The organism is Pseudoalteromonas rubra, assembly GCF_000238295.3.
GTDB classification, from domain to species: Bacteria; Pseudomonadota; Gammaproteobacteria; order Enterobacterales; family Alteromonadaceae; genus Pseudoalteromonas; species Pseudoalteromonas rubra.
In genome coordinates, this window is the sequence record NZ_AHCD03000034.1 from 73,408 (window position 1) to 99,068 (window position 25,661).

Annotated in this window: 24 protein-coding genes and 1 pseudogene; 12 read left to right on the top strand and 13 right to left on the bottom strand. The window is 47.2% G+C overall.

From position 1 onward, the window contains the following. Positions 1-97: 97 nt before the first annotated feature. On the bottom strand, positions 98-2,032 hold the full coding sequence (ftsH, locus tag PRUB_RS09575; RefSeq protein ID WP_010385910.1) for an ATP-dependent zinc metalloprotease FtsH: 1,935 nt from the start codon (positions 2,030-2,032) through the stop codon (positions 98-100). Positions 2,033-2,100: 68 nt separating this feature from the next. Further along, positions 2,101-2,730, bottom strand: a complete 630-nt coding sequence (gene rlmE / locus PRUB_RS09580; RefSeq protein WP_010385909.1) for a 23S rRNA (uridine(2552)-2'-O)-methyltransferase RlmE — start codon at positions 2,728-2,730, stop codon at positions 2,101-2,103. Between the two features lie 83 nt (positions 2,731-2,813). On the opposite strand from rlmE, the gene yhbY reads away from it, so the two are divergent. Continuing rightward, positions 2,814-3,110, top strand: a complete 297-nt coding sequence (yhbY, locus tag PRUB_RS09585; RefSeq protein WP_010385908.1) for a ribosome assembly RNA-binding protein YhbY — start codon at positions 2,814-2,816, stop codon at positions 3,108-3,110. Between the two features lie 3 nt (positions 3,111-3,113). Here the strand turns inward: yhbY and PRUB_RS09590 are convergent, their stop codons facing one another. After that, entirely contained in the window at positions 3,114-4,286 is a 1,173-nt protein-coding gene (locus PRUB_RS09590; protein WP_040644752.1) for a serine hydrolase domain-containing protein, read from the bottom strand. A 180-nt stretch (positions 4,287-4,466) separates the two neighbouring features. On the opposite strand from PRUB_RS09590, the gene PRUB_RS09595 reads away from it, so the two are divergent. The 4 genes from PRUB_RS09595 (at position 4,467) to PRUB_RS09610 (ending at position 9,071) form a co-directional block, all read left to right on the top strand. Continuing rightward, positions 4,467-5,273 (top strand): hypothetical protein, encoded by an 807-nt coding sequence (locus PRUB_RS09595; RefSeq protein ID WP_010385905.1) that lies wholly within the window; start codon positions 4,467-4,469, stop codon positions 5,271-5,273. 145 nt (positions 5,274-5,418) lie between these two features. Continuing rightward, on the top strand, positions 5,419-6,126 hold the full coding sequence (locus PRUB_RS09600; protein ID WP_010385904.1) for a response regulator: 708 nt from the start codon (positions 5,419-5,421) through the stop codon (positions 6,124-6,126). Between the two features lie 99 nt (positions 6,127-6,225). Next, positions 6,226-7,536, top strand: coding sequence for a sensor histidine kinase (locus tag PRUB_RS09605; protein ID WP_010385903.1), 1,311 nt, complete (start codon positions 6,226-6,228; stop codon positions 7,534-7,536). A 188-nt stretch (positions 7,537-7,724) separates the two neighbouring features. Beyond that, a complete protein-coding gene (locus PRUB_RS09610; protein WP_010385902.1) occupies positions 7,725-9,071 on the top strand; it encodes a sodium-dependent transporter in 1,347 nt (448 codons plus the stop codon). Positions 9,072-9,421: 350 nt separating this feature from the next. On the opposite strand, the gene pgl (PRUB_RS09615) is transcribed toward PRUB_RS09610, so the two are convergent. The 5 genes and pseudogenes from pgl (PRUB_RS09615) to pgi form a co-directional block, all read right to left on the bottom strand. Then, complete coding sequence (gene pgl, locus PRUB_RS09615; RefSeq protein ID WP_010385901.1) at positions 9,422-10,132, bottom strand: 6-phosphogluconolactonase; 711 nt, start codon at positions 10,130-10,132, stop codon at positions 9,422-9,424. Beyond that, a pseudogene (locus PRUB_RS09620) lies at positions 10,132-10,836 on the bottom strand (glucose-6-phosphate dehydrogenase (NADP(+))); the annotation flags it as partial. The gene pgl (PRUB_RS09615) and the pseudogene PRUB_RS09620, both read right to left, overlap by 1 nt. A gap of 80 nt (positions 10,837-10,916) precedes the next feature. Next, complete coding sequence (gene pgl, locus PRUB_RS09625; protein ID WP_010385901.1) at positions 10,917-11,627, bottom strand: 6-phosphogluconolactonase; 711 nt, start codon at positions 11,625-11,627, stop codon at positions 10,917-10,919. Continuing rightward, the gene (zwf, locus tag PRUB_RS09630) at positions 11,627-13,099 is read right to left on the bottom strand and encodes a glucose-6-phosphate dehydrogenase (RefSeq protein WP_010385900.1); all 1,473 of its coding nucleotides are present in this window, start codon (positions 13,097-13,099) and stop codon (positions 11,627-11,629) included. Before zwf ends, pgl (PRUB_RS09625) begins: the two co-directional genes overlap by 1 nt. A 471-nt stretch (positions 13,100-13,570) precedes the next feature. Next, a complete protein-coding gene (gene pgi / locus PRUB_RS09635; RefSeq protein WP_010385899.1) occupies positions 13,571-15,211 on the bottom strand; it encodes a glucose-6-phosphate isomerase in 1,641 nt (546 codons plus the stop codon). Positions 15,212-15,600: 389 nt separating this feature from the next. On the opposite strand from pgi, the gene PRUB_RS09640 reads away from it, so the two are divergent. Next, positions 15,601-16,638: a LacI family DNA-binding transcriptional regulator gene (locus PRUB_RS09640; protein ID WP_010385898.1), complete on the top strand. Its 1,038-nt coding sequence runs from the start codon at positions 15,601-15,603 to the stop codon at positions 16,636-16,638. Positions 16,639-16,673: 35 nt separating this feature from the next. On the opposite strand, the gene PRUB_RS09645 is transcribed toward PRUB_RS09640, so the two are convergent. The 3 genes from PRUB_RS09645 to PRUB_RS09655 form a co-directional block, all read right to left on the bottom strand. After that, the gene (locus PRUB_RS09645; RefSeq protein ID WP_010385897.1) at positions 16,674-18,917 is read right to left on the bottom strand and encodes an aminotransferase class V-fold PLP-dependent enzyme; all 2,244 of its coding nucleotides are present in this window, start codon (positions 18,915-18,917) and stop codon (positions 16,674-16,676) included. A 174-nt stretch (positions 18,918-19,091) separates the two neighbouring features. Continuing rightward, positions 19,092-20,168, bottom strand: a complete 1,077-nt coding sequence (locus PRUB_RS09650; RefSeq protein ID WP_010385896.1) for an AI-2E family transporter — start codon at positions 20,166-20,168, stop codon at positions 19,092-19,094. Continuing rightward, positions 20,161-20,418 carry a hypothetical protein gene (locus PRUB_RS09655; protein WP_155946280.1) on the bottom strand — a complete coding sequence of 86 codons (258 nt, stop codon included), beginning with the start codon at positions 20,416-20,418 and terminating at the stop codon, positions 20,161-20,163. Before PRUB_RS09655 ends, PRUB_RS09650 begins: the two co-directional genes overlap by 8 nt. A gap of 124 nt (positions 20,419-20,542) precedes the next feature. Here PRUB_RS09655 and PRUB_RS09660 point away from each other — a divergent pair, with 124 nt between their 5' ends. The 5 genes from PRUB_RS09660 to PRUB_RS09680 all read left to right on the top strand — a co-directional run bounded on the left by PRUB_RS09660 (position 20,543) and on the right by PRUB_RS09680 (position 24,209). Then, entirely contained in the window at positions 20,543-21,208 is a 666-nt protein-coding gene (locus PRUB_RS09660; RefSeq protein WP_010385894.1) for a hypothetical protein, read from the top strand. A 1-nt stretch (position 21,209) separates the two neighbouring features. Further along, entirely contained in the window at positions 21,210-22,661 is a 1,452-nt protein-coding gene (gene bepA, locus PRUB_RS09665) for a beta-barrel assembly-enhancing protease (RefSeq protein WP_010385893.1), read from the top strand. 195 nt (positions 22,662-22,856) lie between these two features. After that, positions 22,857-23,204 (top strand): arsenate reductase (glutaredoxin), encoded by a 348-nt coding sequence (gene arsC, locus PRUB_RS09670; RefSeq protein WP_010385892.1) that lies wholly within the window; start codon positions 22,857-22,859, stop codon positions 23,202-23,204. 4 nt (positions 23,205-23,208) lie between these two features. Then, a complete protein-coding gene (gene wrbA / locus PRUB_RS09675) occupies positions 23,209-23,760 on the top strand; it encodes an NAD(P)H:quinone oxidoreductase (protein ID WP_010385891.1) in 552 nt (183 codons plus the stop codon). Continuing rightward, positions 23,757-24,209 (top strand): DUF2069 domain-containing protein, encoded by a 453-nt coding sequence (locus PRUB_RS09680; RefSeq protein WP_010385889.1) that lies wholly within the window; start codon positions 23,757-23,759, stop codon positions 24,207-24,209. The genes wrbA and PRUB_RS09680 overlap by 4 nt, the downstream gene beginning before the upstream one ends. A gap of 46 nt (positions 24,210-24,255) precedes the next feature. Here PRUB_RS09680 and PRUB_RS09685 read toward each other — a convergent pair whose 3' ends face one another. Continuing rightward, positions 24,256-24,579 (bottom strand): RnfH family protein, encoded by a 324-nt coding sequence (locus tag PRUB_RS09685; RefSeq protein ID WP_010385887.1) that lies wholly within the window; start codon positions 24,577-24,579, stop codon positions 24,256-24,258. Beyond that, positions 24,576-25,013 (bottom strand): SRPBCC family protein, encoded by a 438-nt coding sequence (locus tag PRUB_RS09690; protein WP_010385885.1) that lies wholly within the window; start codon positions 25,011-25,013, stop codon positions 24,576-24,578. The genes PRUB_RS09685 and PRUB_RS09690 overlap by 4 nt, the downstream gene beginning before the upstream one ends. Before the next feature lie 129 nt (positions 25,014-25,142). On the opposite strand from PRUB_RS09690, the gene smpB reads away from it, so the two are divergent. Next, positions 25,143-25,622, top strand: a complete 480-nt coding sequence (gene smpB / locus PRUB_RS09695) for an SsrA-binding protein SmpB (protein ID WP_010385884.1) — start codon at positions 25,143-25,145, stop codon at positions 25,620-25,622. The last annotated feature ends 39 nt before the right edge of the window (positions 25,623-25,661 follow it).

Here is a 25,661-nt window from a genome sequence, read left to right on the forward strand (position 1 = left end):
GCCGTTCGTCAGACAAACTGGTAAAAAGGTCATCCTTAAAATATAAAAAAACCCCGGCTCATGCCGGGGTTTATCAATTATTGAATTCTAACTTAGATTATAACTTGTCATCAAGCTCAGAACCCGATACTGGGGCACTTTCGCTCTTTTCAGCGTCATTGCTGGTACCAGCAGAAGCACCGCTATTACCACTATCAGTTGGCTTACGGTCATGGGCATCTCTTGGTGGACGCACCTCTTTTCTTTCCATTAAGTCGTCAATCTGGCCTGCATCAATGGTTTCGTACTTCATCAATGCGTCCTTCATCGCGTGAAGGATATCCATGTTGTCTTTGAGGATTTGCTCCGCTCTGCCATAGTTACGGGTAACAAAATCCTTAATTTCAGCATCAATAAGCTTAGCAGTCTCGTCAGACACACCAGCCATGCGTGACGACCCGCCACCCATAAACATTTCGCCTTGCTCTTCCATGTACATCTGAGGACCCAGTTTTGGACTCAAACCCCATTGCGTTACCATCTTACGAGCAATATCGGTAGCTCGCTCGATGTCGTTGCTGGCACCCGTTGTTACTTTGTCATCACCATATATGATGGCTTCTGCAATTCGGCCACCATACAGGCTTGAGAGCATAGATTCCAAATGCTCTTTTGAGTGACTTACTCTGTCTTGCTCCGGCAAGTACATAGTGACACCCAATGCGCGACCACGCGGAATGATAGACACTTTGTAGACAGGATCATGCTCTGGAACCAATCGGCCCACAATCGCGTGACCAGCCTCATGGTATGCTGTCATTTCTTTTTCTTTCTCAGACATCACCATAGATTTACGCTCAGCGCCCATCATGATCTTGTCTTTGGCAGCGTCAAACTCAGCCATGCTCACTTTACGTTTGTTACCACGTGCCGCAAACAGTGCTGCTTCATTGACCAGGTTAGCCAGATCAGCACCGGAGAAACCAGGCGTACCACGGGCAATCAATGACGCTTCGACGTTTTCATCAAGCGGCACTTTACGCATGTGTACATTCAGGATTTGCTCACGACCACGTACGTCTGGTAAGCCTACAACTACCTGACGGTCAAAACGGCCCGGGCGAAGTAATGCCGGGTCAAGTACATCTGGGCGGTTCGTCGCAGCAATAACAATAATACCTTCATTGCCTTCAAAGCCGTCCATTTCAACCAACATTTGGTTCAGAGTTTGCTCACGCTCATCGTGACCGCCACCCATGCCCGCACCACGTTTACGACCTACAGCATCAATCTCATCGATAAAGATGATACAAGGTGCCGCTTTCTTAGCCTGGTCGAACATGTCTCGTACGCGTGACGCACCAACACCAACGAACATTTCTACAAAGTCAGAACCTGAAATGGTGAAAAATGGCACTTTAGCTTCACCCGCTACTGCTTTAGCAAGCAACGTTTTACCAGTACCTGGAGGACCTACCATTAACACCCCCTTTGGAATGTTACCGCCAAGCTTCTGGAACTTAGACGGATCACGTAGGAAGTCTACCAATTCGGTAACGTCTTCTTTTGCTTCGTCGCACCCTGCAACGTCAGCAAACGTGGTTTTAACCTGGTCTTCGCCCATCAGGCGAGCTTTGCTCTTACCAAATGACATGGCGCCTTTACCACCGCCACCTTGCATCTGACGCATGAAGAAGATCCACACACCGATTAACAACAGCATCGGGAACCAGGAAATAAAGATATTAGCCAGGAAAGACTGCTCTTCAGGCGCAACCCCTTTGACGTTTACATCGTTTTTAAGTAAGTCATTGATCAGGTCGTCATCATACAACGGCATAATGGTTTGGAAACGTTCACCATTATTCTTGATCCCTGTGATCGTGCCAGCTGTGCGGTCGATGTTGACATCGCGGACTACACCGCTACGCACTTCGTTCACAAACTGAGTGTAACTAGTCTGGCGATCTGCTTGTTCGCCACCATTGAAGCTCTGAAATACGGTCATAAGCACGACTGCTATCACCAACCAGAGTATTAAGTTCTTCGCCATATCGCTCAAGGGGTTAACCTCTTGTATCTAAAATAATTCAAATTCGTCTTAAAAGCGTTTCAACTGTACTACAGTTTGTAGCCCGTCGCCACTATATATACTTCACGAGATCGCGGACGCGACGCTTTTGGTTTGCGGATCTTAACCACTTTAAAGGCATTACGCACGTCCTGTACAAATTGATCAAAGCCTTCACCCTGAAACACCTTCACAGCAAAAGCCCCATTCGGTTTAAGCACCTGGTGACACATATCAAATGCCAATTCGACCAAATACATGCTACCAGCCTGATCTATCACGTTATTGCCACTCATATTGGGTGCCATGTCTGAACATACCACATCAATATTTTTGCCTCCAATTCGCTCCATTAAGGCATTGAGTACGGCCTCTTCGCGAAAATCACCTTGTAAAAAGGCGACACCTGGCAGAGAGTCCATTGGCAAAATATCACAGGCGATTACTTCACCCTTCTCACCAACCTGTTCCGCCAAATATTGAGACCAACTTCCTGGCGCTGCGCCCAAGTCGACAACATGCATGCCAGGTCTGAACAATTTGTCTTTCTGTTGGATCTCTTCCAACTTAAACACAGCACGTGAGCGATAGCCTCGCTTTTGTGCCTCATGAACATAAGGGTCTTCAACATGTTCTTTTAACCAGCGTTTGGAGCTCGCTGAGTGCTTTTTATTTGCCATATTAACTGCAACTCATTAGTAATATTCTTTAGATGGCGTTAGAATAGCGGTAATTCAAGCCTTAATTAGTAAATTGTACCAATATGACATTATCAAATAAACAGAAGCAGTACCTAAAAGGGTTAGCACATGACCTTAAACCCGTTGTTTTGCTCGGTGGTAACGGGCTGACAGAGGGAGTTCTGTTAGAGATTGAGCAATGTTTAGACATCCACGAACTCATCAAGGTCAAAGTACCGACCAATGATCGTGAAACCAAACAGCTTATCTTTGAAGCCATTATCCGTGAAACTGGTGCCCACAAGGTTCAGACGATCGGACATATCGTCGTTTTGTATCGCCAAAGCGAAGATAAAAAAATCCAGTTACCTCGCCAATAGCATCTAGCTGGCTGCCTGAGCATCAGCTTGTGCCCTGGCAGCTCTGCTAAATTCAATGGCCTGACGAATGAATTCTGTACTCAGGCCGTTGATCACCCCACTTTCAGCGTTCAGCAGTAAACTAAAACCAATCCCCAACTCTGGTAATACTGCCACATCCGTTCTATAACCCTGCACCCAGCCACTGTGGTAATACATTAATTCACCTGAAAAACTGTAGATCCGCCAGCCCAGTCCATAATGTGCTTGTTCAACATAATTACGCCACACACGTCTGCGTAATTCGCGCTTTGTGTGCGTGTACGGGCGTGACTGTATGGTAAGCGCATCCAGCGATAAGACCGAAGGGTATATACCCAATTGTGCCTTTAACCATTGTGCCATATCTGCGGCACTGGCATTCACACCTGCTGCTGGCGCCACTTTATAGTAGTGAGGCTTTAACCTGGCGGTGTGCCAACGTTTAGTTCCCCGCACATGAGGTGCCGCAAAATTATCATCTCTGGTCATATGCGCATGACCCAAGCCCGCATCTTTCATACCCAAAGGAGCAAAGAAAAAGTGCTCGAGCCAGGACTCGTAGCTAAGTTGCGTCGTTTGCGCAATCACATTGCCGATCAGGCTAAACATGACATTCTGATAGCCATAACAAATACCCGGGCGACAAATATGCTTAACATCAACCAGGCGCGGATAAATCTTGTCATACGCCATGCGTGACTCTATCAAGTTATCATAGGCGTTGGGTACCAGACCGCTGGAGTGGCTCAGTAAGTGATATAATTTAGCTTTACCGTAAGCACTCTCACTAAAAATAGGTAGGTGCTCCGCGACGGTATCTTCGAGATTGAGAACCCCTTGAGCAGCCAACTTAGCGGTCAGGGAGCCGGCAAAAGTCTTGGAGACCGATGCTAACCGAAAGCGCGTATTCGCCGTGACTTTGCGCCCTTTTTTCACTTTGGTTTGCCCTATACCCGCTATATGATCACCATGCTGCTGATGAACAATGCTCAAAGCAGCACCCGGTATCGATTTTTCTTTTAGTTTTTGTTTGAGTTGCTTAGAATATGCGTTCACAAATTGCTCCCAGCGCAGCTGTTCGCTGTCTGGGTTAGCCTGAACGACCCAGGTCGTCAGTGCGAAAGCAATAATAATAAGGTGATGCAGTGACTTCATAATGATCCGATTCATTAACACGCTGCACATAATATCATGAAGTTTGGCACTGCTCACGCGGACAATCCTTGTTGGTCATAGAAATTCTTCAATGTGGCCCGGGGGATAGTGCCAAATAATTTGTCGTGTTTTAATGCAGCTAAGTGCTGATCTATAAAACTAAGTTTAGAGGTATAAGTCATGCGCTGTTTGCTTTCAATTATTGCCTTGGCCGGACTCACAGGGTGTATTGCAACACCGCCAATGGCCCCCAAGCTAGACGTGCCAAAAAAGCCGCTATTAACTAAATCCGTTTATCAGCTGTCATATAGCACCGAACTCGAATCTGCCCGGATCAAATCTGTTCAACTGCCCGCCCACCCGGTTAAAAGTGGCAACACAGTTTACATTGATACCAGTAAAGTGAGCGTCACAGATACATTGCGTAAGCAGATTATCCAACTGCTAAAAGACAAAGGCTTGACAGTCGTTGCACAAAAAAGCAGTGATTACCACCTGGTGGTGCAGCAAATGGATCTATCGTTTGGCAAGGATAAGGTTTATGTACTTAATAAGCCTGAAGATCCCCACCCTTACATTGCACAACTCGCGCAAACGATCCCAAGTAAGCAGTGCAGTAATATCATCGCATCTTTAAGCATGCGGCTGACTCACAAGTCTTCTTCTGACGTCATTTGGTTTGCTAAATCATCGATTAACAGTGCGGGATATCAAGGGATCCCGCTACAGTATACCTTCACAGAAACCGAGAAGGTCGCAAACGAACACGCTGTGATTTCATTCATTGTCGAACAAAATCAAGAAGAAGCCCGTCGTGCAAGATACAATCAGGCTGTCGACATCCCACCCTATCAGGTGGAATCGCAGATTTCGCCTTTGGTAAAAACCGCTGGCGCATGTAATAAAACAGAAGTGAGCGCACTGACCAGCGACATGATGCATCATTTGAGTCGAGGTCTGATAGAAAAGCTTAATGTGTTGCTTTAACTGAGGTTCTTACACAAGAACACACACTTAATTACACTTTTTACGTGATTCATACTTATAATTGCAGGCAAGCACATAATTCAAACAAAATAGATAACGCCTTGTCCGGCTGCATCCAAGGCAAGCGCAATAAAGGAGAAGTCAAATGGAGCAATACGGCACGATTTTGTTGGTTGAGGATGACGAATCACTCGCACAGTGGGTTGCTGATTACCTGAATAATCAAGGCTACACCACGGAGTGTTGTTATCGCGGCGATCAGGTTGTCAGTATGGTCAAACAACACGATCCTGATTTGGTATTATTGGATATCATGTTACCGGGTCAAGATGGTATCAGCGTGTGTCGCGAGTTGCGCCAGTTTTACAACAAGCCCATCATCATGCTGACAGCCAAAGATGAAGAGATGGACGAAGTGATTGGACTGGAGGTTGGTGCCAGCGACTATGTGATCAAGCCGGTGCGCCCTCGCGCATTGCTGGCGCGGATCAAAGCCAATATGCGGGTTGCCCAGGACAATGATGCCGGCACAGATACTAATGCAGTGATGCTCAATGTTGGCAATTTGCGTATAGATACTCAGGCACGTAAAGTTATCGTCGCAGATCAGGAAGTGAATGTCTCCAGCGCCGAATATCTGTTACTTCATTTTCTGGCCAGTAACGCTGGTGAAGTGGTTTCCAGGGATGCCGTGTTTAAAGCCACCAAAGGGCGTGAGTATGACGGTCTGGACCGCAGTGTTGATGTACTTATTTCTGCACTGCGTAAGAAATTTGGCGATGACCCTCAAAACCCTGAAAAAATTAAAACAATCTGGGGGAAAGGCTATCTGCTGGTGCCTTCAGCCTGGTAAGCCAACTCTGAGCTATTTATAGGTCCGCTGTTTATTGTGCGGACCCCAGCCCTGTCCCTTGCTGACCTTATGTAATGGGATTTATCTTTGGAGTAAAGGATGAGAAAGCTCTACCTGTATTTGTTAGCGAGCGCTCTGATCTCAATCGTGGTACTGGGCTGGCTGCTTGATACCCTGAGCCAGCAAGCTGAACCCGCGGAAGATGCCTTTGCCTGGCAGGCCAAACTGCTTTATGGTGTGACCAACCAAAGTGCCTCCATCCCAGAGACACTGCGAGCAGCCTATATGGAGCAAGTGAGTAAAGACTTTGATCTCCCCATCACCTATAGCTCAGGAGACTCCTTAGCGTTACCGGTCGAACTAAAAAACCAGATGATGCAGCCCGAAGGCCTGCTGTTAGAAGATGATATAGGCTACTACTTGCTTAAGTCTGCGCCGTCACTGGCTCCCGACTACCTGGAGCTGAGACTCGAAAAACCACCCGAACAATATGACTCAGATGTGTTTTTAACCCTGGCTTTTTATGCCGGGATTTGCACTTTTATGTGGGTCATCCTCGCGCCCCTAGCCAGACGACTTGCGGTACTGGTCAGTGCAGCAAAACAATTTGCCAGCGGTGATTTAAGCGCTCGCATTGAGGTGAATCATTTCACCTATATCAAAGATCTGGAGCTGACCTTTAACCGCATGGCTAATCAGATAGAAAAGCTGCTTGCCGAAAACAAGCTGATGGCGTCCAGTTTATCTCACGACATTCGTACCCCGGTTGCCTGTTTGCGATTCGGTTTTGATGCCGCCTTTGAAGAAGATGATATTGAGCAGGTGCACGCCCTGATGCACCGGATGGAGAAAGATCTGGATCAGATGGAAGATATGCTGGCCAGTTATTTGTCTTTTGCCACCTTGGAACAAAAGTCACACCTGCTCAAGTTTACCCCCACCCAGCTGGACACCTATATTGGTAATGTGGTTGAGCAAATGACCCCCAAACTGGCCAAAAAGCAAATTAATGCCAGTGTTTCAGTTCCGGCAAGCTTACAATTGGCTGCCGATCCCCACTGGTTGGCCAGAGCCATCTCCAACTTGTTGAGCAATGCCTGCGATTTCGCCAACAAGCAAATCATTGTCAGTGCCCAGCAACTGGATCATCAAATTGAAATCCGGGTCGAAGATGATGGCCCGGGCATCGAAGAAGAAAACTGGGCCAAGGTATTTGACCCTTTTTTCCAGGAACAAGGACATCGTAACCGGGCAGGAAAAAGCTATGGCTTGGGGCTGGCTATTGTGGCAAAAGTAGTCGACTGGCACCATGGGCAAGCCAGTGTCAGCAGATCTGATCTGCTCGGCGGCGCAAAGTTCACATTGACATTTTCCTGTAAAGCCCCGAGAAATACTGTCAAGACTGACTGACAAGCGTTAGATTTGTGCTATAAATCAGCTAGATACTAACCACAAGTGGAGACACTACTGGATTTTTCGGATTACGCTCAGGATTTAAGCAAAAACTTGTGTTAGATCAATGCAATTTAGGCCTTTTTATTTCCTTTTAATTACAGTAGATTGTTGCCGCCGTCTTTAAAAAAGAGAAGTATAAGAATATGAGCAGTGTGCGCGGAGAGTTCAGCTCTCGCTTTGGATTCATTATGGCTGCAGCGGGATCTGCTGTAGGCCTGGGGAACATTTGGGGTTTCCCCACTCAAACCGCCAGTAATGGTGGTGCCGCTTTTGTATTAATGTATTTGATCCTGGCGTTCTGTCTGGCTTATCCCGCACTGATGGCTGAGCTGGTGATCGGTCGCCACGGTCAGGCCAATGCCGTGTCTTCACTGCAAAAGCTGGGTAATAACCCGGTGCAAAAAAAGTTTGCGTTTTTCGTCGGTTTTGGCGGCATCATTTGTGCCGGACTGATTTTAAGTTTCTACGCCATTGTCGCTGGCTGGATGTTAAGTGCCACCTTTGAGCCTGTGGCCAACACAATCGGTGCAACAGGTGCGGCGCAGTGGCTCTCAGAGCAATCTCTGCTGAGAGATCTCAGCTTCACGCTTGCCTTTGTCGCCCTGACTATCTCCATCATCAGTAAAGGCGTCGAAAATGGCATAGAAAAGTGGTCCAAGCGTCTGATGCCTGCGTTGCTGCTCATTCTGTTCTCATTAATTGCCTATGTACTGACTCAGGATGGTGCTACGACTGGCTTAAAAGCCTACCTGGTCCCTGAATTCTCTTCATTGCTGGATCCAGCCCTACTGGTCAGTGCGCTCGGTCAGGCTTTCTTCTCTTTATCGCTGGGTACCAGTGTGATGATCATTTATGGCTCTTACATCAGCAAGCAAGAAAACCTCGTGTCACTGGGTGCATATGTCACCTTAATCGATGTGTTCATTGCTTTTGTTGCCGGCCTGCTGATCATTCCAGCGATGTACGTAGCACAAGCTCAGGGCGTCGAGATCTTCTCACCAACCGGGCAGTTGTTATCAGAAGATACTTTGGTATTCCAGGTTTTACCGGCCTTGTTTGAAGGCATGGGTGGCGTTGGCGTGTTCGTAGGTTTTGCTTTCTTTGCACTGATGAGCATCGCTGCACTAACCAGCTCCATTTCCATGCTCGAAGCGCCCGTGTCTTACGCAGTTGAAAAGTTCGCGCTGGCCAGAACACAGGCAACCTGGATCATTGGTGGAATTATCGCGACAGTGAGCGTGACGATTATTCTCAACTTCTCGGCCCTGTTTGGTCTGGTTGTGAAACTGACCACGCAGTTTGGTCAGCCCCTGCTAGGCATGCTGTGCTGCATCTTTGTAGGCTGGATCTGGCATCGTCAGAAGCTACTCAAAGAAATCCAGACTGGCCACCCGGAAGTTGCTTCATCACTGTTTTGGCGCATCTGGCCCTGGTATATCAAGTTTGTTTGTCCGCTGGCCATCGCTCTGGTGTTCATCAATTCCCTGTAATAAAAAGACAAACTCAAATTCACTACAGAGAGGCAACACCGCCTCTCTTTTCATATCCACTATACCTCTACTGGCACACCAGTTTTAGATAATTTATACCAAGTTGCTTAATTAAGCGTTCTATTTTGAGGCGAGAAGATAGGATCGATAACCAGGCAAAAAATTTGCGAGCCTATGTCTGAGATATAAGGTTCTAAATGAGAAATTTTTAACGCTGTTAGCGTCCTATTTGCTCCTTCAAATAGACCAGGTATTAAGTGAAATTGGTATTAGTCAATATGTGGTAGCCAGGCATTAAAAAAGCACGCCCGGGGCGTGCTTTTTAAAAGCTTCTTACTAGGTGTCTTTAATTAGGGGCACCAGAACACACTGAGCTTCAGCTCCGGGTGGTTTAACACCGCACGCAGTGGAATATCGAGTTCAGAGCCAGGCTGCTTGGCTTCTTCGTAAACAGCGCGCTTTGCATCCCCACTGATCAGCAAGACAGCATGCTTAGTATTGGCAATGCCAGACAAAGTCAGGCTCATACGCTCTGTAATGCTGCCTGTCACTTCACTTTGCTTAGCATTGATGGCACACACCAGCTCAGAGGTCTGCAATGCTTGCTCCAGTCCTTCTGCATGCGGGAACAAAGATGCAGTATGTCCGTCGGGACCCATACCCAGAATGGTGATATCAAATGGCGCTTTTAATTCAGCATAGGCGCTCTCGCACTGTGCCTGGCCTGCAATGGCTGTTGCTTCAGCATTTTTCATCGTCACAAATGTAGCTTTACTCGCTTCGTTTTGCAGTAAGGTCGAATTAATGAACGCTTCATTAGACTTCTCATGGTCTGCGTCAACCCAACGCTCATCAACCATGGCCACAGTCACTTTATCCCAGGACAGAGATAAATTAGACAGGTGCTTGTAGGCAGGTGCTGGTGACGAGCCACCAGATACCAGCATAGATGCACGACCATCCGCTTCAATCGCCTGACTTAAAGTGCTGCTCAACAGCTCAGCCAACTTTGCAGTCATCGCCTCTTTACTATCAAAAAACGCTTCGGTCAGTTGTGCCATTATGCTTTTTCTCCTACGTTAAACCAGGCGTGATTACTTTCTTCCAGCAGCTCATCAGCAGCTTCCGGGCCCCATGATCCCGCGCGATACAGCGAAGGTGTGCCTTTTTCCTGCCAGCGTGCAACGATCGGGTCGATCCACTTCCAGGCTTGTCTTACTTCATCACGATGGATGAACAATGCCGGGTTATTCGCGGCAGCATCCAGCATCAGGCGCTTATACGCATCTGAGTGGAAACCTTTGCTGTACTGTTGACTCAGCTCAATGTTCAGTGTCACCGGCTGCAACTGCATTTCCAGGTTATCAAGGCGTTTAGACATCAGTGTCAGCTGAATGCTTTCTTCTGGTTGCAATCGGATCTCAAGGCGGTTTGGCTGAATTGGACCAACGCTCGGGTCGTATACGTTATGAGAAACAGGCTTATATTCAACCACGATTTCTGCACAGCGCTTTTTCATTCGTTTACCCGTTCTCAGGTAAAATGGCACACCAGCCCAGCGCCAGTTATCGATATGCGCTTTAATCGCTACAAATGTTTCTGTCTTACTTGACCCTTCCCCAAGTTCTTCCAAATAACCGGGGACCAGTTTACCGTTCAGGTCGCCTGGCACGTATTGGCCACGAACGACGTTGTCATCCACTTCCTCACCAACCAGTGGACGTAACGCTTCAAGCACTTTAAGCTTTTCAGCACGAATACTATTGGGTCAATATGTGGTAGCCAGGCATTAAAAAAGCACGCCCGGGGCGTGCTTTTTAAAAGCTTCTTACTAGGTGTCTTTAATTAGGGGCACCAGAACACACTGAGCTTCAGCTCCGGGTGGTTTAACACCGCACGCAGTGGAATATCGAGTTCAGAGCCAGGCTGCTTGGCTTCTTCGTAAACAGCGCGCTTTGCATCCCCACTGATCAGCAAGACAGCATGCTTAGTATTGGCAATGCCAGACAAAGTCAGGCTCATACGCTCTGTAATGCTGCCTGTCACTTCACTTTGCTTAGCATTGATGGCACACACCAGCTCAGAGGTCTGCAATGCTTGCTCCAGTCCTTCTGCATGCGGGAACAAAGATGCAGTATGTCCGTCGGGACCCATACCCAGAATGGTGATATCAAATGGCGCTTTTAATTCAGCATAGGCGCTCTCGCACTGTGCCTGGCCTGCAATGGCTGTTGCTTCAGCATTTTTCATCGTCACAAATGTAGCTTTACTCGCTTCGTTTTGCAGTAAGGTCGAATTAATGAACGCTTCATTAGACTTCTCATGGTCTGCGTCAACCCAACGCTCATCAACCATGGCCACAGTCACTTTATCCCAGGACAGAGATAAATTAGACAGGTGCTTGTAGGCAGGTGCTGGTGACGAGCCACCAGATACCAGCATAGATGCACGACCATCCGCTTCAATCGCCTGACTTAAAGTGCTGCTCAACAGCTCAGCCAACTTTGCAGTCATCGCCTCTTTACTATCAAAAAACGCTTCGGTCAGTTGTGCCATTATGCTTTTTCTCCTACGTTAAACCAGGCGTGATTACTTTCTTCCAGCAGCTCATCAGCAGCTTCCGGGCCCCATGATCCCGCGCGATACAGCGAAGGTGTGCCTTTTTCCTGCCAGCGTGCAACGATCGGGTCGATCCACTTCCAGGCTTGTCTTACTTCATCACGATGGATGAACAATGCCGGGTTATTCGCGGCAGCATCCAGCATCAGGCGCTTATACGCATCTGAGTGGAAACCTTTGCTGTACTGTTGACTCAGCTCAATGTTCAGTGTCACCGGCTGCAACTGCATTTCCAGGTTATCAAGGCGTTTAGACATCAGTGTCAGCTGAATGCTTTCTTCTGGTTGCAATCGGATCTCAAGGCGGTTTGGCTGAATTGGACCAACGCTCGGGTCGTATACGTTATGAGAAACAGGCTTATATTCAACCACGATTTCTGCACAGCGCTTTTTCATTCGTTTACCCGTTCTCAGGTAAAATGGCACACCAGCCCAGCGCCAGTTATCGATATGCGCTTTAATCGCTACAAATGTTTCTGTCTTACTTGACCCTTCCCCAAGTTCTTCCAAATAACCGGGGACCAGTTTACCGTTCAGGTCGCCTGGCACGTATTGGCCACGAACGACGTTGTCATCCACTTCCTCACCAACCAGTGGACGTAACGCTTCAAGCACTTTAAGCTTTTCAGCACGAATACTATTGGCATTGAGCTTTGACGGAGATTCCATCGCCACCAGACATAGCAACTGCAGCAAATGGTTCTGAACCATATCGCGCAGTGCACCGGCCTTATCATAAAAGCCAGCACGACTCTCAAGGCCCACCGTCTCAGAGATACTGATTTGGATGTTGTCGATTGACTTTGCATCCCACAGATTTTCAAACAAAGCGTTCGCAAAACGCAGTGCCATCAGGTTTTGTACAGTTTCTTTGCCCAGATAGTGGTCAATACGGAAAATTTGATTTTCTTCGAAGAATTGTGCAATTTTCCCGTTAATTTCTTCAGCCGACTTACCACAATAGCCAATCGGTTTTTCAACTACCACACGGGAATTATCCGTGATCAGGTTCTTTTGCGATAACAACTCACAACACGTACCGTACACAGCGGGCGGTAAAGATAAGTAGAAGACGCGTGATTTTTCTTCACCATCTGCATCGAGAATATCTTTCAATACATCCCAGTTATCGTCAGCTTCAGTCACATTTACCACTACCGGTACCAGGAACTGGGCAAAAGCCTGCCAGTCTTTTGCGTTAAACTCACCTTCGCTAAGGTGCGACTTAAGTGCCTGCTCTGCCGTGGCAATGTATTGTTCTTTTTGTTCTTGTGCCCGGACGGTAGGAAGTACGCGTGAGCCTTCAGGTAAATTACCTTCTTGATACGCACGATACATTGCAGGTAACAACTTTCGTAACGCTAAGTCGCCGCCCCCACCAAAAATTACGATATCAAAAGGATTAAGCATAATTATGTCTCACAAGGTTAGGCGCGTCGCACCAGGGTGCATCACACGCTCGTTAGTTAAAACCGTTTTCCAGTCTGCATTCAGACTAGCAAACTCTGCTTTCTTGCTGGAATTGAATTCGTTCGCACCACACAATGATATCATGGTGTTGTGCCGCAGTGCGGTAAGGGATGGTGATGGCTCACCTGTCTGATCTGTTTTATGTACTTCGTCGTGACGACTACACCATACATCCCCAGTCAGAGTCTGTTCCGCCACTGCTTGTTGGCTCTGTTATAGCCAGTTTACTCACCTGCCGCTTACAGGTTATGACAAGGCAAGTAAATTTGAAAAAATGAGCCTTAGGGGCACTGTAATTCCTCTCACAAAAATACAGGCCCTAAGCACTCCAGCGCTACCCGTTCAAAGGTATTCTTTTCATCTGTGCCAGGTTGCAATCTGGCACCCGACAAGCACCTTGCTTGTCGGCTATTATCTGTTTTGTTTGTAATACGCGATCAACCCAGCTGTGGAGCTATCGTGTGCGTGTTCAACGTTATCCTGCGTCAGTTCTGCTTCAATGGCGCTCGCCAGCCCTTTGCCCAGCTCAACACCCCACTGATCAAATGAGCAAACTTCAAGGATAATACCCTGACAAAATATTTTATGCTCATACAAGGCAATAAGACGGCCCACCGCTTTGGCATCAACTTCGTCCAAAATCATTGACGTAGTTGGTCTGTTCCCTTCATGAATTTTATGTGGCAGCAAACGCTCAATTTCTGCTTCTGATTTGCCCTTCGCGGCTAAATCGCTGCGCACCTGCTGCTCATTCACCCCAGCCATCAGGGCTTCTGTTTGGGCAAAAAAGTTAGACAACAAAATATCATGGTGTTTGGCCACATCGCGCTGTGGTTTAACAGACGCAATAAAATCGGCTGGAACAATGACGTTCCCCTGGTGCAAACACTGATAAAATGCGTGCTGGCCGTTGATGCCTGTCATGCCCCAGATAAGCGGTACAGTGGTATACGGAACCGTTTGGCCCGCAAAGGTAACATGCTTACCGTTACTTTCCATTTCACCCTGCTGTAGATAGGCAGGAAGCATATGCAGTGCCTGGTCGTAAGGCAAGATGGCTTGCGACTGATAACCGAGAAAACTGGTGTTCCAAACGCTCAGTAGCGCCATAATTAATGGAATATTCTGGTCAAATGAGGCATTTTTAAAATGCTCATCAATCTCGTAAGCGCCTTCTAAAATAGCTTCAAACTTGTCGTAACCCAGATACAGGGCAATCGGTAAACCAATTGCGCTCCACAAAGAGAAGCGTCCGCCTACCCAGTCCCACATGGTAAATACATTTTCGTCTGCGATACCAAAGGCACGCGTTTTCTCAAGATTGGTACTCACAGCAACAAAATGCTTAGCGATTTCTGCTTCATTTTGTGCAGACTTCAGGAACCAGGCAACAGACGAGCGTGCGTTTGTCATGGTTTCTGAGGTGGTAAAGGTTTTCGATGAGACCACAAACAAGGTGGTTTCTGGAGATACCTTGTCCAATACATGAGCGAGCTGAACACCATCAACATTAGACACATAATGTACATTGAGGGTGTCGTCCGCATAAGAACTCAGTGCTTCAGTCACCATCTGCGGGCCCAGGTTAGACCCGCCCACACCAATGGCGACAACATCTTTAACTGCTTTACCTGTATAACCCAGCCAGTCGCCACTGCGCACTTTATGACTGAATACTTTTAGCTTTTCAAGCTCTGCATTAACTTGGTCCATGACGTTTTCGCCATCAACATAAATCGGTGTATTACCACGGTTACGCAAAGCGACATGTAACACCGCTCGGTCTTCGGTGATATTGATTTTTTCACCTGCAAACAACTTGTCGCGCCACTGAGCCAAATCACATTGTTCAGCCAGATTAATCAACTGTGCGAATGTGTCTTTGTCGATGAGTTGCTTAGAAAAATCAAACAACAAGCCCGGGATCTGACGAGAAAACAGGTCAAATCTCGTTGCATCTTGCTCAAACAAAGATTTTAAATGTTGTGTCTTCAGTTGTTCTGATGCTGTTGTTAAAGCCTGCCAACTCGATAGTTGTGTACGGCAACTCATATTAATTCCCCTAGTGACGATGCGTTTTCAAAACAATAAAAATTGTATTTATCACAAGTGTTAAACGACGTATTGCGTTAAACATAAGTTAAAATGACAACGCTGTCAAATAGCTAATTCTTAATTTTACATTGCGCATAATACCCCAATTTTGACTTTTTGACACCGGTATCATTAATTTATTTGGTAGAATTTTTGCTGCTAATTTAAGAGCAAATTGGATAGACTAGAAACAACAAATGATCATTTTATGAAATCAAGGCACGGACTATACCGAGTGAAAACCTGAGTGCTAGTCATCAGGAATGCGCAATGATCGCGCTATAAAGTGCATGGTTAAGCACTTGTACACAATATAGTACCACCTTCTCTCACAGAAGAAAAACAAGATGAAAGTAACCATCAACGATGTAGCAAAACATGCAGGCGTGTCGATGAAAACCGTATCGCGCGTGATTAACAAGGAACCATCGGTACGCAAAAAAACCTATGATCAGGTAATGCAAGCCGTAAAAGAGCTCAATTATCAACCCAATACTGCCGCACGTAACCTGGCAGGCACATCATCGTTTGCCATAGGATTGGTTTATGACAACCCAAATGCCTACTACATCATAGATATGCAAAACGGGGTACTTTCGCGCTGTAAAGAAGAAGGCTATGAGCTGGTGATCCACCCCTGCAATGCACAGCAAAAAGATATGCAAGCTGAAATCGCAACTATGATCAAACGCTCTCGACTTGCAGGCCTGGTTCTGACTCCCCCGCTATCTGAGCAACAACCCATTATTGATATGCTGGATGAACTCGGCGTCAGCTATGTACGACTCTTGTCGGGCCACAATGAAGACGAAGAAGAAAAATCGAAAAACTGTATCTATGTAGACGATTTTGCAGCCGCTTACGAAATTACAGAGCACTTGCTTTCGCTGGGACATAAACACATTGCGTTTGTCTGCGGTGATGAAGAGCACAAATCGACCACAGAACGCCTGGCAGGCTATAAACAGGCATTGGCTGATCATCAGATAGCCTTTAATGAGGACTTCATACACAAAGGCACCTATTCGTTCGAATCCGGTGTTAAGGGTGCTAAAGCGCTACTTGAAGATGGTAACCCGAATAAGATCACCGCAATTTTAGGCGGTAACGATGAGGTGGCCGCTGGTGCGTTATTTGCGGCTCGTTTGATGAACATTGAGATCCCGGCGCAACTTTCTATCTCCGGGTTCGAGGACTCCCCGTTCTCGCGTCAGACCTGGCCAAAACTTACCACGGCACATCAGGCTAATGATGTGATTTCCGAACATGCTGCAAGGCTGCTTTTCTCTAAAACCCGTGGCAGTCGAAATCAGGACAAAGACATCACCACTACTTTTACGCCCAATATGGTGGTACGAGAAAGTACCGGTCCGGCGCCACAATAAAGACTTTGCCCCGGCATGACCGGGGCTTCAGCATACTAATTTAACGCCAGTCCACCTGCCAGGTTCGCGACCCTATCAAACCCTAGCATAGCCAGCGTGTTACCAGCCTGCATCGAACGATTACCGGTACGACACACCAACAGATAATGCTGCGATGAGTCAAGCGCCCCATTTCGCAATACGTCGGTCATTCTGCTTAGTGGAATATTCAGCACCCGGCCAACCGCGAGATTGCCAAACAGTTCAGTGATCCCACGGCGTGAGACATCGGACTCATACGGTTCCCGGCAATCAATGATCATTCCTTCATGACATTGTAACCACTCTTCTGCGGCCGATCTGTTCAGCGCTTTCACCGCAGGCACAGCCGAGTCCATCAAGGCCCCCAGGAAGCGCTCTCTGAATGTGCTGGAATCGCTGTCTATGCTGGCTTTTTGCTCAATAAACTCATCGGTTGAACAGGCCCCATTCAGCAGGCGACCCAGTAACGGGCTAACCTGTACTTGTGCATGCCAGTTAATTGCAAAGCACTGTTGATAATCCAGCGCACTACAGATCAAACTATTGTCATCCAGTATTTCATTGAGCCGTAGTAGCGTTCCAGCCATAGAAGCCGCGCAGGCAGCCTCTCCCTGACTATCACCAAGCCCCTGGGGCAGTAACAGCTTGCCGGCAAAACAGGCAGATACATCATCGCCCTGCATCAATAAATAACAACGATTTTCCGACTCTCTCTCAGTACCTGGTAGTTGTATCAGGGACTCTTGCAATAATCCGTGTGTGCCGTCCACGGGCCAGCCAAAGTCATCCAAGGCCTTGTCATCAATCAGGTTATGAGACAACAAATTCACAGCATCTCTTGCTTGCTCACTCAGATGGGTTTTCAACAATGCCCTGCAGCCCAGCCCTTGTTTATCCAGCAAGCGTTGTAAACGAGGAACTAACTCAGGTACGGGGTCCACGATAACAGCCTGTTTATCGGGTGTAACATAGAGCCAGCAACAGGCGCCCTGATGACGTAGCTGAGTTAAGCCCACTGCGCAGGCTTCCTGCTCAGGTGCGGTGCTGTCTGAAACCACCAGGCAGTTGTTCTCCAGTATCGGCTGAAGGCTTTTTAATGCCTCACAGGCCTGGCGGATCTGGGCTTCACTATCGGCCGGGCCAAACGACAGCCGGATGGCATTTTCACTTTGCCAGTCCGGGACATTCATTGCGTCAAGCACAAAGCTGCGACTTGAGCCTGAACTACAGGCAGATCCTCCGCTGACACGTATCCCCGCAGCATCCAGCAGATCAATGACCTCTTTATTAGTCAGGTGATCCACCGAGAAGTTAAGCGTTGTTGGTACAGACAGCGCAAAGTCATGATGAAAAGTGACCTGCTTAAAAGTCGTTTCAATGGCTTCGGCCAACATACTGCGGTGTTTTTCAAGCTGCTCTACCGGATTAAAAGGCGAGTTTTCTTTATCCAGCAGCATATCAAAGAGCGTACTGAGTGCCGCAATGCCGGGAATATTTTCCGTACCTGAACGCATCCCCGATTCCTGACCACCGCCCGCAATAAAGGGCGTGTATGGACTGCCACTGCGAATATACAAAAAGCCGATGCCTTTTGGTGCATAGAGCTTATGGCCAGAAAACGGCGCATAATCTATTGTGGTCTGTGACAACTGCAACGGCAACTTACCTAAAGCCTGAACACAGTCGACCATCCAGGCCGTTTTTGCGTTGCCTTCACGGATCACTTGCTCAAGTCTGAGCAAATCTTGCTTGATACCTGTTTCATTGTTAGCCGCCATAGTACAGATCATCACAGCCTGTTCAACATGCTCTGCAATAAAATCCAGATCCAGTATCCCTTTTGAATCGACAGGTATTTCCAGGATCTGTGCATCCAGACCTAATAACCGATTCCAGTGTTTTAAGGTATTCGGCACCGCTTTATGTTCCGTTGCGCCATACATCAGCACCGGCTTTTCGTATGCCTTATCGGCGCGTTGCACATAATCGCTCAGAGCCGAGACGATGGCCGTTTGGATCCCTTCTGTCGCACCAGAGGTAAAAAGCAGCTCTCCGCTCGTCGCCCCAATCACCTCTCGACCTTTATTTCGGGCCTCTTCCATCAAGTGCTTGGCCTGCACGCCCGTAATGTGGGCACTCGAAGGGTTACCAAAACACACTTGCATGGTATGCACCACGACTTTTGCAATCTCGGGTAATACCGGCGTAGTGGCATTGGCATCGAGGTAGATTAATTGGTCTTGTTCAGACTGGATCACACGGCGCTCCTTTATAACAATATAGAATATCTTATTCCATTCTACACAAAAGGCGCAACAAGCATAATAATCATTTGCTGTATAAATGAAGATCGTTATTCCAAAATGGTACAAGATAACATTTGGGGGAGACAGGAAAGAACGAGGTGACGCAGGCGCGCCACCTGTTGTAGATTATTTGGCCTCAGATGCGAGGTATTCCTGTTGCTGTGTTGACCAGGCATTGAGCAGGGCTTTGACTAAAGAGGCCAGCGGAATGGCAAAAAAGACCCCCCAGAACCCCCACAAACCGCCAAAAAACAGGACTGCGACGATAATGTATACCGGGTTCAGGTCTACCGCTTCAGAAAACAGCAGCGGCACCAACACGTTGCCATCCAAAGCCTGGATCACTCCATAGACCACCAATACAGTCCAAAACTCTGGCGCAATACCAAATTGAAACAACGCCACGGCAGCCACAGGCAAAGTCACCACCGCAGCCCCAATGAAGGGGATCAACACCGAGAAACCCACCAGGGTGCCAAGTAAGGCTGCATAACGCAAATCCAACACAGTGAAGGCAATAAAACTGGATAACCCGACAATCACAATTTCAATGACTTTACCCCGAATGTAGTTCATGATCTGATGGTCCATTTCTTCCCACACCTGATTGATCAGACGTCTTTCTTTTGGCACCAACTGCAACAACCCGGCGGTGAGCTGGGTTTTATCTTTCAACATGAAAAACACCAACAAAGGCACCAGGACTAAGTAAATAAGCCAGGCCACCACATCTTTTATTGATGTCAGAGAGGCAGAGACCACCTGTTGGCCAAAATCAAACAACTTAGTTTCCACCGCTCCCACAAGGTTTTGAACCTGCTCTGTCGATATCAGATTTGGGTAATTGTCAGGTAAATGAAGCAGATAATATTTGCCTTCTTCAATCATAGTCGGGGCTTCTTGCACCAGGTTACTGGTTTGCGCCCACAGCACTGGCAAAATGCCAAACATCAGTGCCAGCATGACGCTCACAAAGACCAGCATCACGAGGTTGGTCGCCATCTGCCGGCTGGGCACCACCCGCTGCAGATGCGTTACAGGCCAATCCAGCAAATAGGCTATAACGATGGCCACTAACACGGGAATAATGAAAGTCCCAAAAAAGTATAACAGTGCAGCCATCGCCAGCAGCATCAGCAGTAAGGTCACAGAATTGGGATCTGAAAACTTGGCCCGATACCAGGATTTAATGAGTTCAATCATCTATACACTCCACTTGTATAAAAAATGGTTCTGACTGCTGATTATGTTGAAATACCATATCTTGATTGTCTAAATAGCGCATTACATCTCGCAAGTCTTGTTCTTTTGTGTAAAAAAAGCGCACGGCTTTTGCTTTGATTTTCGCCTCTTTAAGCTGCCACTTAAACTGGACAAAAAGCTGCGGACACTGAAACGGTCGTAAATCACATTCAATCACTCTGTTTTGAGCCTTCTTTAATTTTACTTTCAACCTGTTACAACTCTTAGCCTGTGCCGGAGCACAGTTCGGGTTTGCTCTGTGCGTAAACCGTATAGCCTGAACCCGGTCAATGCGTTATCCTTATAAAAGAGATAGTGATTTTTCGGATTTTCACATGCCTGGTGTAAACAACAAGGCGCGTTTGCCTGACAACCCAACCTTAAAAGAAATAAACTGGTTTAAAAAACAAATTAACTGGGGTGAGTTGCCACCATTTTATCATCTTGTCGCCTCTTCAGTTAGTGAAGGCGAAGGTATTTTTCAACATGGATTTGATCATGCCGTTAAGCGCCTGCTCGACAAGCGCAACTGGAATTTATCTCTGCTTGGCGGATATGAAGACAGCAACGGTATCATCCACTGCGACAAGGCTCCGGCCTTAGCGCTTCATCAAGTGTTTACGGACCGTGGCTTTGAGTTATGGGCTTACCCTATCGCCAAGGGGGTTAAAGTAGACCGTTATCTGAAAGACAATAAATATCTTGAGTTTAACGTCTGGGACCCACATACCATGAAAGTGCTGCTGCGGTTTAACCAGCTCCACAAGTTTATCGCATTTTATTTCGACAGAGGTGACACCGCAGACAAAGCCTTGATTTTGCATGCACACAAAGTGGTCTATAAAACATTAAACATGCTGCAAAGAGAATTGAACGTTATCAAGGTTGATGGGGTCTCAATTAAAGATTTTTATATGTTGTGCGAAAAAGACGCCCGTGCGTGCAGCGATGAAATAGACATCGCCAAAATCATGCTGGGTGACGAAACGAATAAGGACTAGAATGCAGTTAAAAAAGCTGTTTCAGGCATCTCTATGTGCCCTGGCTTTGAGTATGTCAATCCCGGGCCAGGCTCAATCAACACTTAAACTGCCCGACTTGGGCACATCCGCAGTCCAAGTGTTGCCCATAGACAAAGAGCAAGCCATCGGCGAAATTATGATGATGCAGATCCGCTCAGGATCTAAGCTGGTGCAGGATCCGGTGCTCGATGAGTATTTGTCTACGCTCGGCAATAAGTTGGTTGCCAATGCTAACGATGTACGTTTTCCTTTTTCCTTTTTTTGGATTAATAACAAAGACATTAATGCGTTTGCCTTTTATGGCGGTCACGTTGGCGTGCATACGGGCCTGATGGCCCAGGCCGATAACGAAAGCCAGTTTGCTTCTGTACTGGGCCACGAAATAGCCCACGTGACCCAGCGTCACCTGGCACGCAGGATCCAACAAGCTAAAGACAATAGTGCCCTGACCATTGCAGGTATGATCACCGGTATTCTGGCAACTGTGATAGCCCCGGATGCGGGTATGGCCATCCTCTCGGCCAGCTCAACACAATCAGCACTGAGTCAGCTTACTCACAGCCGCAAAGCTGAGCAAGAAGCCGACCGCTTCGGTATGCAGACCTTATACAATGCGGGATTCGACCCACATGCTTCCAGCGAGTTTCTGAGTAAACTGGCAGCCCAGGTACGCTTTAAAAATAAAGCGCCGGTGTTTTTAATGTCTCACCCACTGCCCGACTCACGGGTCTCGGACGTCCGCTTGCGTGCTCAACAATACGAGCAACGCTATGTACCCAGAAGCCCTCAGTTCCAGCTGGCCAAGAGCCGGGTTATTGCCAGATATCAGCTCGATAGTGAGTCAGCCCAGGCGTACTTTGAGCAGGCACTAAAGCGCTCATCAGAACTGGACAAAAGCGCCCTGGAATATGGTCTGGCCATTACTTTCCTGGATCAGGAAAAACTGGATAAAGCCCAAACAGTAATGGACAAATTACTGCGTGCTGACCCCAATAACTTGTTTTATCTGGACGTATACACCGATCTGTTGCTGGCGAAGAAAGATTACGCTGGGATCACTAAGTTACTGGGTGAAAAACATCAACTCAGACCGAATAACCAGGTGATCACCCTGAACTACGCCAATGTTGCAATCAAAAGTGAGCAATATGATCTGGCTGAACAACTACTGAAAGTCTTTTTGCTCGAAAAACCAGGTCATGTTTTGGCAAGGCAGCTACTCACTGATACATACAAAAAGATGGATGCCAAAGCCGATTACCATGAAAGTCAGGCCAGTTTGCTCAGCCATTACGGCGCCTTTATGCGTGCTGCGGATGAAATTCAAAAAGCACTTAACCACGTGGAAAAGGAAGAAACCATTCGTCGCCTGCGCTTAAAAGCACTACTGACGCAATACCGTGATATGCAAAAAGAACTCGCCAAACTTTAGTTTACCTGCTGTACCATGAGCACAGCCATGTTGCCGTGGCGTTCATGGTGCAACTTTGCCTCTGCCCTCCTCAACCTCCTGACGCACCGCTTGGTTATACACTGCTACTTAGCCTGAAAAACATAGGCAGGGCTTACAGGATACGATACAATTTGCGCCAAATTAGATAAGTACTATTACCGTAAAGGATCTTGTATGTCTGTTACGATTTATCACAACCCTCGTTGTTCAAAATCTCGTGAAACGCTGGCTCTGCTGGAATCTCGTGATATTCAACCTGACGTCGTCGAATATCTGAAAACCCCCATCGACGCAGACACGCTAAGTGGCCTGCTGCAAAAACTGGGTTTTACCTCAGCACACCAGCTGGTACGCAGCAAAGAAGCACTCTACAAAGAGCTGAGCCTGAGCAAAGACAGCGACGAAGCGCATCTGCGTCAGGCAATGCTGGACAACCCAAAACTCATTGAAAGACCTATCGTGGTTAAAGGTGATAAAGCCGCCATTGGCCGACCGCCTGAGTCTGTACTGGATATTCTGTGATCCTATGCCTGAGATCTTAGTTTTATATCATTCAAGCCATGGCTCTGTTGCAGCAATGGCACATGAAATTGCAGACACACTGGAGTTTCACGGCGCGCAAGTCAGACTTCGCACCTTCGTTGCGAAAGAAGCCCATGACATTGTGGTATCAAAGCAAGATCTCATTGACTGCGATGCGCTGGCATTTGGCACGCCCACCCGCTTTGGCATGATGGCGTCACAAGCCAAAACATTCTGGGAAACAACCAGTGATATTTGGCTCAAAGGCCAGCTAATCGATAAACCGGCATGTGTGTTCTCTTCGTCCAGTAGTATGCATGGTGGCAACGAAGCGACCCTGCTTAATCTGTCTTTGCCGCTGTTACACCACGGTATGCTGCTGATGGGTGTACCTTATGATGTACCTGAGTTACTCTCTACCACCAGTGGTGGTACCCCCTATGGCGCAACCCATGTGGCAGGCATGGACAACAGCTGTGAGTTAAGCGATACAGAGATAAAAATCTGCCGTGCACTTGCAAAACGACTGTTTACCATTAGCAATAAATTATCATGAGTCAGATCCCTAAAAAAACCGTCACAAAACGCTTTCAAGCCTCAGCCCTTATTGGTTACGTGGGCTTGTTAATTCTTATGCCTTTATGGTTATTTGTGTTGGCACCCCGTGAGGGCTACAGCACAGGTTTCGTGTTTGCGGTGTATATTTTACCCCTGTTGTTGCCACTTAAAGGCATTATTCAGGACAAACCTTATACCTATGCCTGGGCCAACTTCATTGTGTTGATCTACTTCACACATGGACTGACGCTGCTTTGGGTGTCTCCGCAAGAAATGCTGCTGATTTTACTTGAGCTCTTTTTTGCTACCTGTATGTTTATTGGCTGTACCTATTACGCCAGACACCGAGGTCAGGAGCTGGGGTTGAAGATCCGCAAACTAAAGCAGGATTTAGCTGATGAGAAAGCAGCTTACGAGCAGGATAGCCCTAAGGACGAAGAAAGGTAACGCAATCAGGCCATGCATATTAACGCAGTGGCCTGAGCTGCAAATACTAATTAGATAGTGGGCGTCCACCAGTGATTTTATTGGCACGCCCTTCTTCTTTGGCTTTTTCAGCCCGGCGGCGGCGCGCTTCTTTAGGATCGGCGATAAGTGGGCGATACACCTCAATCCGGTCACCAGCACGTACTACGTGATTCAGCTTAACGGTTCTGTTCCACACACCCAGGCTCAGGTTCGTCGGATCAATTTCAGGACATCGTTCCAAAATACCACTTTGTAAAACCACTTGCTCCACCGAGGTTCCCTCTGCAACGTCGACACTGAGCGTGGTGGCCTTATCAGGCAACGCAAATACCACTTCAACCTGGATCATGAGCGTACTCCGTATACAATTTTAGCTCGCTGTGTAAAAGCAGAGACCATGTTCTTCGCCACTTCATTAAAGATACGGCCAAATGCCAGCTCAACCAGCTTATTAGCAAATTCGAACTCTAGCTTTAAACAGACTTTACACGCTTGCTCATCCAATTCGATAAACTCCCAATATCCGTGTAATGACTTAAACGGACCATCAACAAGCTGCATTCTAACCCGGTTACCTTCGTACTGATTCTTAGTCGTAAACCATTTTGTCAAACCCGCCTTAGAGATTTCAAGGCTTGCAGTCATACCCTGATCTGAAGTATCTATCACCCGCGCCCCGGAACAATGTGGCAAAAAAGCGGGATACGCGTCAACATCATTGACCAAGTTAAACATCTCTTGTGTGCTGTACATCACTAACGCACTTTTTTCTACTTGTGGCATACGCTCTCCAAACTCTAACAAGGCGATTTTACCAAGGTTTTCAAGATTTATCTTGTTTGTGACAGGCGACTGCGCGAAAATAGCCACAATTTTTGATCCGCGCCGATATACAAGGTAGACTAAGCCATTATGGCAAAGAAAAAACCAAACAAATCAAATAGCAATACCATAGCGCTGAATAAAAAGGCGCGTCATGAGTATTTTTTACACGACAAGTTCGAAGCGGGTATTGAGCTTCAGGGGTGGGAAGTTAAAAGCATTCGCTCTGGTAAGGTCAATATCACAGATACTTATATTCACCTGAAAGACGGCGAAGCCTATCTGCTTGCCAGTCAGATCCAGCCGCTTAATAGCGCATCCACACATGTTATCTGCGATCCCATGCGTTACCGTAAGTTGTTGCTTAAAAAACGCGAAATAGACCGCTTGATCGGTGCAACTGAGCGTGATGGCTTCTCACTGGTAGCCACGGCCATGTACTGGAAGAAGTGTTGGGTAAAACTTGAATTCCACCTTGCCAAAGGTAAGAAAATGCATGATAAGCGGGCCGACATCAAAGACAGAGACTGGTCTCGTGATAAAGAGCGCCTGATGAAACATAAAGCTTAATACCAAGACACATAAAAAAACCGCCTTTCGGCGGTTTTT

What these genes read in the sequence shown, in the direction of transcription:
- PRUB_RS09610 (WP_010385902.1), top strand. Translation starts at nt 7,725, where the DNA reads ATGAGCAGTGTGCGCGGAGAGTTCAGCTCTCGCTTTGGATTCATTATG.
- pgl (WP_010385901.1), bottom strand. Translation starts at nt 11,627, where the DNA reads ATGGCACAACTGACCGAAGCGTTTTTTGATAGTAAAGAGGCGATGACT.
- smpB (WP_010385884.1), top strand. Translation starts at nt 25,143, where the DNA reads ATGGCAAAGAAAAAACCAAACAAATCAAATAGCAATACCATAGCGCTG.
- PRUB_RS09605 (WP_010385903.1), top strand. Translation starts at nt 6,226, where the DNA reads ATGAGAAAGCTCTACCTGTATTTGTTAGCGAGCGCTCTGATCTCAATC.
- bepA (WP_010385893.1), top strand. Translation starts at nt 21,210, where the DNA reads ATGCAGTTAAAAAAGCTGTTTCAGGCATCTCTATGTGCCCTGGCTTTG.
- wrbA (WP_010385891.1), top strand. Translation starts at nt 23,209, where the DNA reads ATGCCTGAGATCTTAGTTTTATATCATTCAAGCCATGGCTCTGTTGCA.
- PRUB_RS09590 (WP_040644752.1), bottom strand. Translation starts at nt 4,286, where the DNA reads ATGAAGTCACTGCATCACCTTATTATTATTGCTTTCGCACTGACGACC.
- PRUB_RS09595 (WP_010385905.1), top strand. Translation starts at nt 4,467, where the DNA reads ATGCGCTGTTTGCTTTCAATTATTGCCTTGGCCGGACTCACAGGGTGT.
- PRUB_RS09650 (WP_010385896.1), bottom strand. Translation starts at nt 20,168, where the DNA reads ATGATTGAACTCATTAAATCCTGGTATCGGGCCAAGTTTTCAGATCCC.
- ftsH (WP_010385910.1), bottom strand. Translation starts at nt 2,032, where the DNA reads ATGGCGAAGAACTTAATACTCTGGTTGGTGATAGCAGTCGTGCTTATG.
- PRUB_RS09680 (WP_010385889.1), top strand. Translation starts at nt 23,757, where the DNA reads ATGAGTCAGATCCCTAAAAAAACCGTCACAAAACGCTTTCAAGCCTCA.
- pgl (WP_010385901.1), bottom strand. Translation starts at nt 10,132, where the DNA reads ATGGCACAACTGACCGAAGCGTTTTTTGATAGTAAAGAGGCGATGACT.
- rlmE (WP_010385909.1), bottom strand. Translation starts at nt 2,730, where the DNA reads ATGGCAAATAAAAAGCACTCAGCGAGCTCCAAACGCTGGTTAAAAGAA.
- PRUB_RS09600 (WP_010385904.1), top strand. Translation starts at nt 5,419, where the DNA reads ATGGAGCAATACGGCACGATTTTGTTGGTTGAGGATGACGAATCACTC.
- PRUB_RS09690 (WP_010385885.1), bottom strand. Translation starts at nt 25,013, where the DNA reads ATGCCACAAGTAGAAAAAAGTGCGTTAGTGATGTACAGCACACAAGAG.
- arsC (WP_010385892.1), top strand. Translation starts at nt 22,857, where the DNA reads ATGTCTGTTACGATTTATCACAACCCTCGTTGTTCAAAATCTCGTGAA.
- PRUB_RS09660 (WP_010385894.1), top strand. Translation starts at nt 20,543, where the DNA reads ATGCCTGGTGTAAACAACAAGGCGCGTTTGCCTGACAACCCAACCTTA.
- pgi (WP_010385899.1), bottom strand. Translation starts at nt 15,211, where the DNA reads ATGAGTTGCCGTACACAACTATCGAGTTGGCAGGCTTTAACAACAGCA.
- PRUB_RS09640 (WP_010385898.1), top strand. Translation starts at nt 15,601, where the DNA reads ATGAAAGTAACCATCAACGATGTAGCAAAACATGCAGGCGTGTCGATG.
- yhbY (WP_010385908.1), top strand. Translation starts at nt 2,814, where the DNA reads ATGACATTATCAAATAAACAGAAGCAGTACCTAAAAGGGTTAGCACAT.
- zwf (WP_010385900.1), bottom strand. Translation starts at nt 13,099, where the DNA reads ATGCTTAATCCTTTTGATATCGTAATTTTTGGTGGGGGCGGCGACTTA.
- PRUB_RS09685 (WP_010385887.1), bottom strand. Translation starts at nt 24,579, where the DNA reads ATGATCCAGGTTGAAGTGGTATTTGCGTTGCCTGATAAGGCCACCACG.